The sequence below is a fragment of the Calidithermus terrae genome, assembly GCF_003574345.1.
GTDB lineage: Bacteria > Deinococcota > Deinococci > Deinococcales > Thermaceae > Calidithermus > Calidithermus chliarophilus.
On the sequence record NZ_QXDL01000111.1, the window covers coordinates 1 to 13,629 of the forward strand.

General features: G+C 70.1%; 11 protein-coding genes and 1 pseudogene. 7 read left to right on the top strand and 5 right to left on the bottom strand.

What is annotated here, in order from left to right; translation table 11 throughout:
• From Mterra_RS22380 to Mterra_RS12940, 3 genes and pseudogenes are all read left to right on the top strand, one after another.
• Positions 1 to 324, top strand: a pseudogene (locus tag Mterra_RS22380) (hypothetical protein); the annotation flags it as partial.
• On the top strand, positions 300 to 647 hold the full coding sequence (locus Mterra_RS12935) for a ComEA family DNA-binding protein (RefSeq protein ID WP_420836701.1): 348 nt from the start codon (positions 300 to 302) through the stop codon (positions 645 to 647). The pseudogene Mterra_RS22380 and the gene Mterra_RS12935, both read left to right, overlap by 25 nt.
• Positions 644 to 2,683: a DNA internalization-related competence protein ComEC/Rec2 gene (locus tag Mterra_RS12940; RefSeq protein WP_119315564.1), complete on the top strand. Its 2,040-nt coding sequence runs from the start codon at positions 644 to 646 to the stop codon at positions 2,681 to 2,683. Before Mterra_RS12935 ends, Mterra_RS12940 begins: the two co-directional genes overlap by 4 nt.
• A 198-nt stretch (positions 2,684 to 2,881) precedes the next feature.
• Here the strand turns inward: Mterra_RS12940 and Mterra_RS12945 are convergent, their stop codons facing one another.
• The 5 genes from Mterra_RS12945 to mnmG are packed head-to-tail and all read right to left on the bottom strand — an operon-like array spanning position 2,882 to position 7,396.
• Positions 2,882 to 3,700, bottom strand: a complete 819-nt coding sequence (locus Mterra_RS12945) for a ParB/RepB/Spo0J family partition protein (RefSeq protein ID WP_119315565.1) — start codon at positions 3,698 to 3,700, stop codon at positions 2,882 to 2,884.
• The gene (locus tag Mterra_RS12950) at positions 3,684 to 4,433 is read right to left on the bottom strand and encodes a ParA family protein (RefSeq protein WP_119315566.1); all 750 of its coding nucleotides are present in this window, start codon (positions 4,431 to 4,433) and stop codon (positions 3,684 to 3,686) included. Before Mterra_RS12950 ends, Mterra_RS12945 begins: the two co-directional genes overlap by 17 nt.
• Positions 4,434 to 4,439: 6 nt before the next feature.
• Positions 4,440 to 5,168, bottom strand: a complete 729-nt coding sequence (gene rsmG, locus Mterra_RS12955) for a 16S rRNA (guanine(527)-N(7))-methyltransferase RsmG (protein ID WP_119315567.1) — start codon at positions 5,166 to 5,168, stop codon at positions 4,440 to 4,442.
• Positions 5,165 to 5,536 (bottom strand): hypothetical protein, encoded by a 372-nt coding sequence (locus Mterra_RS12960; protein ID WP_119315568.1) that lies wholly within the window; start codon positions 5,534 to 5,536, stop codon positions 5,165 to 5,167. The genes rsmG and Mterra_RS12960 overlap by 4 nt, the downstream gene beginning before the upstream one ends.
• A 60-nt stretch (positions 5,537 to 5,596) precedes the next feature.
• The gene (mnmG, locus tag Mterra_RS12965; protein ID WP_119315569.1) at positions 5,597 to 7,396 is read right to left on the bottom strand and encodes a tRNA uridine-5-carboxymethylaminomethyl(34) synthesis enzyme MnmG; all 1,800 of its coding nucleotides are present in this window, start codon (positions 7,394 to 7,396) and stop codon (positions 5,597 to 5,599) included.
• A gap of 95 nt (positions 7,397 to 7,491) precedes the next feature.
• Here mnmG and dnaA point away from each other — a divergent pair, with 95 nt between their 5' ends.
• The 4 genes from dnaA to pyk all read left to right on the top strand — a co-directional run bounded on the left by dnaA (position 7,492) and on the right by pyk (position 13,121).
• Positions 7,492 to 8,811: a chromosomal replication initiator protein DnaA gene (gene dnaA / locus Mterra_RS12970; protein ID WP_119315574.1), complete on the top strand. Its 1,320-nt coding sequence runs from the start codon at positions 7,492 to 7,494 to the stop codon at positions 8,809 to 8,811.
• A gap of 297 nt (positions 8,812 to 9,108) precedes the next feature.
• Complete coding sequence (gene dnaN / locus Mterra_RS12975) at positions 9,109 to 10,191, top strand: DNA polymerase III subunit beta (RefSeq protein WP_119315570.1); 1,083 nt, start codon at positions 9,109 to 9,111, stop codon at positions 10,189 to 10,191.
• 250 nt (positions 10,192 to 10,441) lie between these two features.
• Positions 10,442 to 11,710, top strand: a complete 1,269-nt coding sequence (gene eno, locus Mterra_RS12980) for a phosphopyruvate hydratase (protein WP_119315571.1) — start codon at positions 10,442 to 10,444, stop codon at positions 11,708 to 11,710.
• Positions 11,697 to 13,121 (top strand): pyruvate kinase, encoded by a 1,425-nt coding sequence (pyk, locus tag Mterra_RS12985; RefSeq protein WP_119315572.1) that lies wholly within the window; start codon positions 11,697 to 11,699, stop codon positions 13,119 to 13,121. The genes eno and pyk overlap by 14 nt, the downstream gene beginning before the upstream one ends.
• Positions 13,122 to 13,629: the final 508 nt, after the last annotated feature.

Here is a 13,629-nt window from a genome sequence, read left to right on the forward strand (position 1 = left end):
ACCCAGGTGTGGGAGGAGGAGCGCACCCGCAAGACCGCCGAGGAGCCCGCGACGCCCACGCCCTCGCTCGAGGAGGCCCCGGCCCCCGTCCCCACCCCGGTCCCCACCGTCCCCGAGCAGCCGGCCGTGATCGCGCAGGCCCGCCCCCGCTCGGGAACGGGCGTGCTCATGAAGGTGTTGTCGGCGGTCACGCTGGCGTACAGCCTGGCCTACGTGGCCCTCAAGGCCAGCGACCCGGCCGCCGACGTGTGGACCACGCTGGGCGTGGTGGTCTTCGGGCTCGGGCTGGCGGGCATCCAGTGGCGTCTGTCCGAGACCTCCTGACCGCACTCTACCTGCTGCTCGTCGCGGGCCTGGGGGTGGCGAGCCTCTGGCCCCGCCTGACCGAGCGCTTCGTCCCGGTGGAGGTGGTAAGCCCGGGCGCGGTGTCGCCTGCGGCCAGCGACCTGGCCTCAGCGCCCAGCCCCCAACCGGTCAGCCTCAACCGGGCGAGCCTCGAGGAGCTCGAGCGCCTGCCCGGCGTCGGCCCGGCCCTGGCCCGGCGCATCGTGGAGGGCCGGCCCTACGGCAGCGTCGAGGAGCTTGACCGGGTGAAGGGCATCGGGCCCAAGACCCTCGAGCGCCTGCGCCCCCTCGTCGTGCCATGATCCCCCACGCCCTCGGCCTCGGCGCCCTGGCCGGGGCGCTGACCCAGGCCGGCCCGCTGGCGTACCTGAGCCTGCTGCTCCTCCCCCTCTGGCCCCGGCCCGAGCGCGGGTTCTTCGCCGCGGCCTTCGCGCTGCTGTGCCTGCGGCTGCTCCTGCCCGCCGACCCCTGGGCCGGCCAGGTCGGGCAGCGCGTGGAGCTGGAGGGCACCCTCCGCGAGGGCTTCCTCAGCACCCCGCAGGGCCGGGTCTACGTGCGGCACTTCCCGGCGCTGAAGGACGGGCGCTACCGGCTCGGCGGGGTGTTGCAGCGCCCCCAGGGCCGGCGCAACCCCGGCGGCTTCGACCAGGCGGCCTGGCTGCGCGGCCTGGGGGTCACGGCGGTCCTGAAGGTGGAGCGGGTGATTCGGGGCCAGCCCCCTCCGCCGGGGTTACGGGAGGTGGTGAGGGGGCGGCTCGAGGCCGGCCTCTCCCCCGCCATAGCCGCCCTGGCGGTGGCCATGACCCTGGGCGAGCGGCGCGACCTGGGCGAAACCTACGAGCAGTTCCAGCGCTCGGGGCTGGCGCACGCCCTGGCGCTGTCGGGCCTCAACGTCGCCATCCTGACGGGCTTCCTGGTGCTGTTGCTCAGCTTCTTGGGCCCGTACCGCTACCTCGCGGCCCTGGCGGTCTTGCTGGCCTACCTCGCCCTGGTGGGCCCCTCGGCCTCGCTGGTGCGGGCGGAGATCATGGCCGCGCTGGTGCTCGTCGCCCTGTTCCTGGGCAAGGGCAAGGTGGACGTGCTGGCCGCGCTGGCCTGGGCCCTCGCGGTGCACCTGCTGGCCCAGCCCTTCGCCCTCTTCAGCCTCTCCTTCCAGCTCTCCTACCTCGCGGTGCTGGGCATGGCGCTGGTGCTGCCCCGCCTGCCCCGCCCCGCCGGCGTCCGGGGCTGGGTGCTGGCCGGCTTCGCGGTGACCTTCGCCGCCCAGCTCCTGCTGCTGCCGCTCCTGCTGCACAACTTCCACGCCCTGCCCCTCCTCTCCCCTGTCGCCAACCTCCTGGTGCTGCCCTTCCTCAACCTGCTGGTGCCGCTGGGCTTCTTGAAGATGTTCGCGGGGGAATGGCTGGCCTGGCCGGTCGAGGGGCTGGGCCGGCTGGCGCTGGGCCTGGTGGCGCTCTTCGCCCAGGGGCCCCAGTTGCGCTGGGGCGAGATCGCCCCGGCGGGGTTCGCGCTGTACTACGCGGGCGTCCTCCCGCTGCTCGCCGTCCTCTACCGGCAGCTCTCCTGGCGGCGCGGGGCGCTGCTGAGCGGGAGCGCGGCCCTGGCTTCCGGCCTGGGCCTGCTGGTCCCGCCCGCGGAGTACTGGCAGCTCGACGTCGGGCAGGGGGACGCGGCGCTGCTGCGGCTGCCGGGCGGGGTGGAGATCCTGGTGGACGGGGGGCGCGACTGGGCCGGCGCGCGGGTGGTCGGCGCCCTGCGGGCGCTGGGCGTGGACGACCTCGAGCTCGTCGTCGCCACCCACCCCGACGCCGACCACGTCGGGGGGCTGCCCGAGGTGCTGGGCAGCGTAGGGGTGGGGGCGCTCGTCACCGGCCCTCCGGAGCCGGGGGACGAGCAGGACCGGCGGTTGCGCGAGGCGGCTCGAGCCCGGGGCGTGCGCACGCTCGAGGCCGGCGCCGGGAGCGTGCTCCGGGTGGGCGAGGCCCGGCTGCGCTTCCTGGGGCCGAGGGCCAGCGGCGCGGACGACAACGCCCGCAGCCTGGTCTTCGTGCTGGAGTGGCGGGGCCGGCGCGTCCTGTTCACCGGGGACGCCCCGGTCTCCGAGGAGGCCCGCTGGGAGGCGGGGGCGGTGGACGTCCTCAAGGTGGGGCACCACGGCTCGGCCGGCAGCACGGGGGAGGAACTGCTCGAGCGCTCCCGGCCCCGCCTGGCGGTGATCGGCGTGGGGGCCAACGTGTACGGCCACCCGACCCCCGCCGTCCTGGAGCGCCTGCGAAGGCACGGCGTCGCGGTGCGGCGCACCGACCTCGAGGGGGCGGTGCGGGTCGCGCTGCGCTGAGCGGCTGCGGCGTGAGCTTGCCGGGGAATGGGGTGATACCCGGTTTGGGTGGATCGTCTGCCGATGGGAGGCTATCCACCCCGACCGAAGGGAGTGCCCTGGGCTTCACAAAGATGTACCCCTGACGGATTTGAAGCGTAGCTTTGTGAAGCCGCTATGACGAGCTCGCGCCGGGGCCCTTGTCCGCCCCTCAGGCGTTCAGGCCTCGTAGCCCAGCCGCTGGAGCAGGGCGGTGAGCTCCTCCTCGGAGTGGTAGCTGATCTCGAGCTTGCCCTTCTTCTCCCCGCTGAAGCGCACCTTGAAGCCGAGCTGGCGGCTAAGGGCGCGGGCGATGTCCAAGTAGGCCTCCGCCCGCTCGTGGCTCTTGGCCGCGGGCGGGGCCTTCTCCTTCAGCCGCTCGGCGTCGCGCACGCTGAGCTGGTGGCCCAGGATCTGGTTCAGGCCCCACTCGCGCTGGTCCTCGGGCAGCATCAGCAGGGCCCGGGCGTGCCCGGCGGTGATGCGGCCCTGGCGCAAGGCCTCGAGGGCGGCCGGGGGGAGCTGCAGCAGCCGCAGGGCGTTGCTGACGGTGGCGCGGGCCTTGCCCACGGCCAGGGCGATCTCCTCCTGGCTGGCCCCCATCTCCACGAGGCGCTGGTAGCCCTGGGCCTCTTCGACCGGGTTGAGGTCCTCGCGCTGCAGGTTCTCGATGAGGGCGATCTCGAGCACCTCCCGCTCGCCGAGGTCGCGGATGATGACGGGGACCTCGCTCAGGCCGGCTTCCTGCGCCGCACGGAAGCGGCGCTCGCCCGCGACGAGCTCGTAGACGTCGCCCTTGGGGCGCACGAGCAGCGGCTGGAGCAGGCCCTTCTGCTTGATCGAGGCGGCCAGCTCGGCCAGGGCGGTGGGGTCGAAGTGCTTGCGGGGCTGGTCGGGGTTGGGCCGGATGAGGGCCAGGGGGAGCCGGTTGAGCGAGCCCTGGCTCTTGGGGATCAGGGCCTCGAGGCCCCGCCCCAGGCCGCTAAGCTTCTTGGACACGGCGCATCACCTCCTCGGCCAGGCGGCGGTAGGCGTGGGCCCCGCTCGAGGTGGGGGCGTAGTCGCCGATGGCCTGCCCGTGGCTGGGGGCCTCGGCCAGCCGAACGTTTCGGGGAATCACCGTCCAGAACACTTTTTCTCCTAGGTGGGAGCGGATGTTGGACTCGACCTGCTGCGAGAGCAGGGTGCGGGAGTCGAACATGGTGATGAGCACGCCCAGGAGCCGCAGGGCCGGGTTGAGGGAGCCGCGCACCTCATCAACGGTCTCCATCAGCCCGGCGATGCCCTCGAGGGCGTAGTACTCGGCCTGCACCGGCACCAGCAGCCCCTCGGAGGCCACCAGGGCGTTGAGGGTGAGCGGCCCCAGGCTCGGCGGCGCGTCGATGAGGATGAGGTCGTAGGCCGGGCTGAGGGGCTCGAGCACCTCCCGCAGGCGGTGCGGCTGGTGGGTGAGCTCGGCGTTGGCCCCCACCAAGTCGGCGCCCGCGGGCAGGAGGTGGAAGCCGGGGCCGATCTCCCGCACGCTCTGTTCAGGGCTCGACTCGCCCAGCAGCAGCGAGTAGATCCCGTCGTCGGTGGGCTGCTGGTTGAGCCCTGAGGTGGCGTTGGCCTGGGGGTCAAGGTCGACCAAGAGCACCCGCTGCCCGGCCCTGACCAGATAGCTGGCCAGATTGATGGCGGTGGTGGTCTTCCCCACCCCGCCCTTCTGGTTGACTATGCCGATGCGGTTCATTGGCTATCAGAATAATCCATGTCGGGCGATCGCTTCGGGCTTGCGGGGGTAGCGCGGGGCGCTGGGGGCCGCTTTTTTGATGATGACGAGACGGCGCTGGTCACCGGTGAAGGGTAATTCGAAGGCCTTGACCTCCTCGAGCACCCCGCCCAGCGGCTTCAACCCCTCCTCCGCCCCCTCGAGTTCGGCCCCGACCTCGGGCCCCTTCTGGGCGATGAGGTAACCCCCGACCCGGAGCAGCGGGAGGCAGAGCTCGCTGATCTCCCCCATCGGCCCCACCGCCCGGACCACCGCGCGGTCGAAGCGCTCCCGCCACCGCGGCTGGTGGGCGACGGCTTCGGCGCGGTCCCACAGGAAGGCGGTGCCGGGCAGGCCTAAGGCCGTGCTGGTCTCTTCGACGTAGCGGAGCTTCTTGCGGGTGGCCTCGAGGAAGTGCATGCGCAGGGCGGGCCGCACGATCTTGAGCGGCAGCCCCGGGAAGCCCGCCCCCGTGCCCACGTCGATGACCTCGAGCTCCCCCTCGAGCCGGCCGCTGAGCAGGCAGCTCAGCGAGTCGAGGAAGTGCTTGATCACGACCGCGCGCTCCTCGCGCAGGGCGGTGAGGTTGACCTGTTGGTTGGCCTCGGTCAGGAGGTCGTAAAGCCGATCGAAGCGGGGCAGGTGCGGCCCGACGTCCTCGCCCAGGGCCCGGGCCCCCTCCAGCAGGAGCTGCTTCCCCTCCTCCGAGAGCCTCACGCCCCCACCTCCAGCCCGTAGCGCAGCTTCATCTCCTGGTAGCGCCGGTAGCTCGGGGGGTCAACGTGGGCCCAGGGCAGCTGGTCGAGCAGCGGGACCAGGTACTCGCGCAGGGCCGCGCCCCGCACGATCCACTGGTAATAGCTCCGCCCGCCGTGGTCGTAGGGGCCGTAGAGCCGGGAGCCGGGGACCTGCTGGGTGAGCCAGGCGAACAGCTCGTGGTGCCTCGAGTGCATCCGCAGCGTCACCTGGGGCTGGCGGCCGTCCCCGCCGAAGTGCCCCTCCCCGATGAGGATCCCCAGCAGCAGGCCCTGGTGGAAGCTGCCGGGGTCGAACGCTGTTTCACCGTGAGATTTCACGTGAAACATTGTGCCACATCCGGCGCGGGCACTCCCCGGTTGTTTCACCGTGAGATTTCACGTGAAACGCTAGGCGGGGACCTTGGTCAGGTGGATCAGCAGCGCGGTAAGGTCGGAGTCGCGGATGCCCGGCACCCGCGAGGCCTCGGCCACGGTGCGGGGGCGCACCCTGGAAAGCTTCTCCACCGCTTCCCTCGAGAGGCTGGGGACGGCGGCGTAGGCCAGGCTCTCGGGTATGCGGTACGCGTCGAGCTCCGCGAGCCGCTCCCGCAGCTTGAGCTGGCGGTCGATGTAGCCCGCGTACTTCGCCCGGATCTCGACCTGCTGGGCCTCCTCTTCGCCCCGGAGGTCCCCCGCGCCGACCTTCTCCACCACGTCGGCGTAGCCGACCTCCGGGCGCCGCAGGTAATGGGCGGCCGAGACGCCCTCGAGCCGGACGGTGCCGAGCCGCTTCAGCTCGGCCTCGACCCGGGCGTACTTCTGGCGCACCGCCTCGAGCCGCCCCGCCGGCTGCAGCCCCCAGGCCACGGCGCGCTCGGTCAGCCGCTCGTCGGCGTTGTCGGCGCGGCACAGCAGGCGCAGCTCGACCCGCGAGGTCATCATGCGGTAGGGCTCGTCGGTGCCGCGGTGCACGAGGTCGTCCACCATGACCCCGATGTAGCCGGAGTCGCGGGGCAGCACCGCCTCCTCGAGGCCCAGGGCGTAGCGGGCGGCGTTGAGCCCCGCCAGCAGCCCCTGGGCGGCGGCCTCCTCGTAGCCGCTGGTGCCGTTGAGCTGCCCGGCGGTGAAGAGGCCCGGCAGCTTGCGCGACTGGAGGCCGGGGGTGAGCTCGGTCGAGCGCACCGCGTCGTACTCCACGGCGTAGGCGTAGCGCTGGATCACCGCGCGCTCGAAGCCGGGGAGGCTGCGCACCATGCGCTCCTGGAGTTCGGGGGGCAGGCTGGAGGAGAAGCCCTGCAGGTAGAGCTCGGAGGTCTCGAGGCCGTCCGGCTCCACGAAGAGCAGGTGGGTCTCCTTGTCGGCGAAGCGGACCACCTTGTCCTCGATGGACGGGCAGTAACGCGGGCCGACGCCCTCGATGTCGCCGCCGTAAAGAGGGGAGAGGTGCAGGTTCTCCTGGATCAGGCGGTGGGTGGCCGCGGTGGTGCGGGTCTGCCAGGTGGGACGGGCGGTGGCGTGAGGCCCGGGCTGCCCCGTGAAGGTGCCGGCCGGGTCGTCGGCGGGGACGGTCTCGAGCGCGGCGTAGTCCACCGAGTCGGCCTGGATGCGCGGCGGGGTGCCGGTCTTGAAGCGCAGCAGGGCGTGGCCCGCCTCGCGCAGGCTCTGGGAGAGGAAGCGGGCCGGGGGCTCGCCCTGGCGGCCGGCCGGGCGGGACTGGCGCCCGTACCAGACGACCCCGCTGAGGAAGGTGCCGCTGGCGACCACCACCGCCCGGGCCGCGAGGGCCCGTCCGTCCACGGTGCGTACGCCCCGGAGCCGGCCGCCCTCGATCCACAGCGCCGCGACCTCGGCCCGCACGCTCTCGACGCCCGGGTGGGCCAGGAGGACGCGCTGGGCCTCGAGGGCGTAGGCGTCGCGGTCTACCTGCACCCGCAGGCTCTGCACCGCCGGGCCCTTGGAGCGGTTGAGCACCCGGGTGTGGATGGCCGTGGCGTCGGCCAGGCGGCCCATCAGCCCGCCCAGGGCCACGATCTCGGCCACCAACTGGCTCTTGCCCGGCCCGCCCACCGCCGGGTTGCAGGGCATCAGGCCGATGCGCTCGGGGTTGCTGGTGACCAGGCCCACCCGAGCGCCCGCCTGCGCCGCCGCCCAGGCCGCCTCGATCCCCGCGTGCCCGCCCCCCACCACAATTACGTCGTAGACCGCCATCCCAACCACTTTAGCAGATGCCGGGAATGTGCAATAGAATGGTCAAGCCCTAGGCAGCGCGCCGCGCGCACGGCCTTTGCAAGGAGTGAGTGGCCTTGACCCAGCACACCATCTGGCAAAACGTCCTGGATTACATTCGCCAGAGCATCACCGACGTCGAGTACAACACCTGGTTCGTGAAGATCCGCCCGCTCGGCGTCTACAACGGGGTGCTCGAGCTGGGGGTTCCCACGTCGTTCGCCGGGGAGTGGATCAAGAAGCATTATACGGAAACAATCCAGGAAGCTCTGCTGCACCTGGGGGCCCAGACCCCGCGCTTCGAGCTCAAAGTCACCCCGGGGAACCCCGTCCAGGAAGACATCTTCTCCGCCGTCCCCGAGCCCGGCAAGCCCACCGACCCGCGCTCGAGGCTCAACTCCAAGTACACCTTCGAGAACTTCGTGGTCGGGCCCAACAACTCCATGGCCCACGCCGCGGCGGTGGCGGTGGCCGAGTCGCCGGGCAAGGCCTACAACCCGCTGTTCATCTACGGGGGCGTGGGGCTGGGCAAGACCCACCTCATGCACGCGGTGGGGCACTCGGTGGCCTCGCGCTTCCCCCAGCTCAAGATCGAGTACATCTCCACCGAGACCTTCACCAACGAGCTCATCGAGGCCATCCAGAAAGACCGCATGACCGAGTTCCGCGACCGCTACCGCTCGGTTGACCTGCTGCTCGTCGACGACATCCAGTTCATCGCCGGCAAGGAGCGCACGCAGGAGGAGTTCTTCCACACCTTCAACGCGCTGTACGAGGCCGGCAAGCAGATCATCCTGTCCTCCGACCGGCCGCCCAAGGACATCCTCACCCTCGCCGCCCGGCTGCGCAGCCGCTTCGAGTGGGGCCTCATCACCGACATCCAGTCGCCCGAGCTCGAGACCCGCGTGGCGATCCTGAAGATGAACGCCGAGTACCGGGGCATCCGCATCCCCGACGAGGTCTTCGAGTACATCGCCAAGGTGGTGACCTCCAACATCCGCGAGCTCGAGGGCTCGCTGATGCGGGTGGTGGCCTACGCCTCCTTGAACGGGGTGGAGATCAGCAAGCAGGTGGCCGCACGGGCGCTGTCCGACGTGTTCATGGCCAAGGCCGAGTACGCCCCCGAGGAGATCCTGCGGGCGGTGGCCGAGTTCTACGGCCTGCGCATCGACGAGCTCAAGGGGGCCGGCCGGCGCAAGGAGGTGGTGCTGCCGCGGCAGGTGGCGATGTACCTCATCCGCGAGCTCACCCACTCCTCGCTGCCGGAGATCGGGCAGTTCTTCGACGGCCGCGACCACACCACCGTGCTCTACGCCATCCAGAAGGTGCAAGAAGCCCTCGACAGCGACACCAACCTCCAGCAGAACCTCCGGGCCATCCGGGAGCGGTTGGGGTGAGGTCGGTTCGGCAGCCCTTCAGCCTGTGGATAACTCTGTGGATAAGCTGTGGATAAGTCTGTGGAAAGCCCTGTGAATAACTCGGTCCGCCTAGGCCCTGTGGATAAGTGGGGAGGTTATCCACAAGTTATCCACAGCCGGGGGTGGGTTATCCACAGAAGTTATCCACAAGCAATTGGTGATGGGAATGGCGCTTTAAGCCACTTTTCCACACTATCCACAGGCCCTACTACTATTACTACTAATTATTTAAAGTCTTTAAAGACAGGAGAAGTAGAGCTTTAAAAGGCCGAGACTATGGAAGCGAGAATCCCCAAAAAGACCCTGGCCGATGGCCTCTCAATCCTCGAACGGATCATCCCCAGCCGCAGCTCCAACCCCATCCTGACCTACCTGCCCATCACCCTGGGGCAGGGCAGCCTGATCCTGCGGGGCACCAACGGGGAGGTCGACCTCGAGGTCCGGCTCTCGGCCGAGACCCACGGGGAGGGGCAGGTGCTCATCCCCGCCCAGCCCTTCTTCCAGATCGTGCGCAGCACCCCGGGCGAGCTCATCGAGCTGATCTTCGCCGAGCAGATGCAGCTCATCTCTGGCAGCTACCGCACCCAGCTGCAGACCACCAACCCCGACGGCTACCCCGAGCTCTCCTTCCGCCAGCCCGCCGGGGAGAAGCTGCCGGCCGCGCGGCTGGCCCAGGCCATGACCCGCGTGCGCTACGCCGCGAGCACCGAGGAGTACCGCGCGATCTTCCGGGGGGTGCAGCTCGAGCTCTCCCCCGGCAACCTGCGGGCCGTGGCCTCCGACGGCTACCGCCTGGCCCGCTACGACCTGCCGGTCTCGAGCGACTCGACGCGCAAGCTGGTGATCCCCGCCCGCAGCGCCGACGAGATCATCCGCATCTTCAAGGACGTGCAGGGCGACGTCTCCATCGAGGTGGGGGAGGGGACGCTGACCTTGGTGGGCGACGCGGTGCGCATGGCGGTGAAGCTGATGGAAGGCGAATTCCCCGACTACGCCCGCGTCATCCCGCAGAGCTTCGTGCTCGAGGCCACCCTCCAGGCCGACGCCCTGCGCGAGAGCCTCAAGCGCGTGGCCGTACTCTCCGACCGCAACAACCACCGCGTGGACCTGATCTTCAGCGGCGACAAGCTCGAGATCAACTCCGAGGGCGACTACGGCCGCGGCCGCGAGGAGATCGCGGTGGAGGCCAAGGGCGAGCCCCAGTTGGTGGTGGCCTACAACGCCCAGTACCTCATCGACGCCCTGGGCCCCATCGAGGGCGGCGTGAAGCTCTCGCTCTCGGGGCCCACCAGCCCGAGCCTGGTGCAGGCGGTGGAGGACAGCGGGTATCTGTCGGTGGTGGTGCCGCTGCGGGTGTAGGGGCGGCACGGCGGGCGGACGCTGATGGCCGATAGCCTATAGCCGATAGCTAAACGCAAAACGCAAGACGCCTCGCCCCTCGACGCTGGCGGGAAGAGTGGGGGAGGGGGTCAACCACACACCACGGGCCACGTGCCTCCCGTCCCCAGCTATACCGCGTCCATCCCCGGGACGCCCCGCTTTCGGTATACCAAGAGTCAAGGTGTAGACTGTGACCCGGTTGTAAGTGTTTCCACGGAGGAGCAACGCTATGACGACGATTGTGGAAATCAAGGGCCGGGAAGTGCTGGACTCGAGGGGCAACCCCACCGTCGAGGCCGAGGTGATCCTCGAGGGCGGCGCGCGGGGCCGGGCCCTGGTGCCTTCGGGGGCTTCGACCGGGGCCCACGAGGCGGTGGAATTGCGCGACGGCGGCCAGCGATTCGGGGGCAAGGGCGTGCTCAAGGCGGTCTCGGCCGTCAACGAGCGCATCGCCGAGGAGCTGCAGGGCCTCGACGCGCTCAACCAGGAGGCCGTGGACCGGGCCCTGCTCGAGCTCGACGGCACGCCCAACAAGGGCAACCTGGGCGCCAACGCCATCCTGGCGGTCTCGCTGGCCTCGGCCCGCGCGGCGGCCGAGGCGCTGGGCCTGCCGCTGTACCGCTACCTGGGCGGGGTGCAGGGCGTGACCCTGCCGGTGCCCCTGATGAACGTGATCAACGGCGGCAAGCACGGCGACAACAACGTGGACTTCCAGGAGTTCATGCTGGTGCCGGCCGGGGCGCCCAGCTTCGGCGAGGCGCTGCGCTACGGGGTCGAGACCTTCCACGCCCTAAAATCGGTTTTAAAGGCCCGGGGGTATAACACCAATGTCGGGGACGAGGGCGGCTTCGCACCCGACTTAAAATCGAACGTAGAGGCTCTGGAGGTGCTCGTCGAGGCGGTCGAGAAGGCGGGGTACGAGGTGGGCAAGGACATCTCCTTCGCGCTCGACCCGGCGACCACCGAGCTCTACAAGGACGGCAAGTACCACCTCGAGTCCGAGGGCAGGGCGCTTTCGAGCGAGGAGATGGTGGCCTACTGGGAGAATTGGGTCAACCAGTACCCCATCGTCTCCATCGAGGACGGCCTGGCCGAGGACGACTGGGAGGGCTGGAAGCTCCTCACCGAGCGCCTGGGCAAGCGCATCCAGCTCGTCGGCGACGACCTCTTCGTCACCAACCCCGCGCGGCTGAAGCAGGGCATCGAGCAGGGGGTGGGCAACTCGATCCTGGTCAAGGTCAACCAGATCGGCACCCTCTCCGAGACCCTCGAGGCCATCCGCCTGGCCCACCGCTCGGGCTACACCGCCATCCTCTCGCACCGCTCGGGCGAGACCGAGGACTCCACCATCGCCGACATCGCCGTGGCGGTCAACGCGGGCCAGATCAAGACCGGCTCGGCCTCGCGCTCCGACCGCCTCGCCAAGTACAATCAGCTCCTGCGCATCGAGGAAGAACTGGGCGCGGGGGCGAGGTTTTTGGGATATGGCGCTTTCTAAACGCACCAAGATCGTCTCCACGCTGGGGCCGGCCTCCTCCAGCCCCGAGGTCATCAAGGCCCTGATCGAGGCCGGGGCCGACGTGTTCCGCCTCAACTTCAGCCACGGCACCCCCGAGGACCACCGGGGCCGCGTGCAGATCATCCGCCAGGTCTCGGAGGAGCTCGGGCACACCGTGGCCATCCTGCAGGACCTGCAAGGCCCCAAGATCCGGGTGGGGCGCTTCGCCGAGGGCGCGGTCGAGCTGCAGGTGGGGCAGCGCTTCACCATCACCAGCGACCCCGTTGACGGCGACGCCAGCCGGGTCTCGACCACCTACCGCGGGCTGCCCATGGACGTCGAGCCCGGCATGATCCTGCTCCTCGACGACGGCAACCTGCGGCTCAAGGTCGAGGAGGTGCGCGGCAACGACATCCACACCACCGTGCAGGTGGGCGGGCGGCTGTCGAACAACAAGGGCATCAACATCCCCGGTGCCGACCTCTCCATCCCCGCGCTCACCGACAAGGACATCGAGGACCTGGCGCTGGGGGTGGAGCTGGAGGTCGATTGGGTAGCCATGAGCTTCGTCCGCAGCCGCGACGACCTGCTCTTAGCCCGCCACTACCTCAACCGCCACAACTCACGCGCCCGGCTGATGGCCAAGATCGAGAAGCCCAGCGCGGTCGCGCGCTTCGACGAGATCCTCGAGGAGGCCGACGGGATCATGGTCGCCCGCGGCGACCTGGGCGTGGAGATGCCGCTGGAGGAGGTGCCCATCATCCAAAAGCGCGTCATCCTCAAGGCCATCCACGCCGGCAAGGCGGTCATCACCGCCACGCAGATGCTCGAGAGCATGGTCAAGAACCCCATCCCCACCCGCGCCGAGGCCTCCGACGTAGCCAACGCCATCTTCGACGGCTCCGACGCGGTGATGCTCTCGGCCGAGACCGCCTCCGGCGCCTACCCCGTGGAGGCCGTGCAGACCATGGCCAAGGTGGCCCGCAAGATCGAGGCCAGCCCCGAGTACCTCAACCGCCTGCAGGAACTGCGCCCCGCCCCCACGCCCTCGGTGCAGGACGCCATCGCCCTGGCGGTGGACAACGTCGTTGACGCTTCGGGGGCCAAGCTCATCGTGACCTTCACCGCCACCGGCGGGGCCGCGCGCCGCATCGCGCGCACCAAGCCCTCGGTGCCGGTGCTGGCCCTTACCCCCAACCCCCACGTGCGCAACCAGCTCGCCCTCATCAGCGGGGTGCTGCCGCTGCTGGCCCCCGACCCCAAGGACACCGAGGACATGGTGGACATCGCCCTGCGGATGGTCAAGCAGGCCGGCATGGCCGACCCGGGCGACCGGGTGGTGATCGCCGCGGGGGTGCCCTTCGGCGTGCGGGGGACGACGAACATGTTGCGGGTGGAGCGGGTGAGCTAGGGGGGTTGTCGATAGCCGATAGCCGGACGCCGGGCGCAGGACGTGCGACCCGCACCCGGCGTCCTACGTCGTACGTCCTACGTCGTACGGAAGACGCCCCTTCTTTACCCCCCTTAGCAAGGGGGGCCAGGGGGGATATTCCCTCCCTGCGTGCGGGGAGGGTTGCTGCGCCACAGGGCGAAGCTCGAGGGCAAGGACATTCCCTCCCTGCGTGCGGGGAGGGTTGGGGAGGGGCAGACCACGAGCCGCAGGCCTCCCGTTCCCTCTGAACCCAGCACCCGACGCTAGCCCCGCCCAGTCCTAAGACGGTTCTCGAGAAAAGAGGGTAGGCTCGAGCGGTGACTCAGATCGTGACCCAGCGCTTCCGGCAGGCCGCCGGGATCCCCGACGACCCTGCCCGGGCGCGGGGCATCACCATCTTGCTCGTGGACAACTTCCTGATGTGGGCGGGGTTCTTCATGGTGGTGCCCCTGATCTCGGTGCACTACGTGGGGGGCCTGGGCTGGGC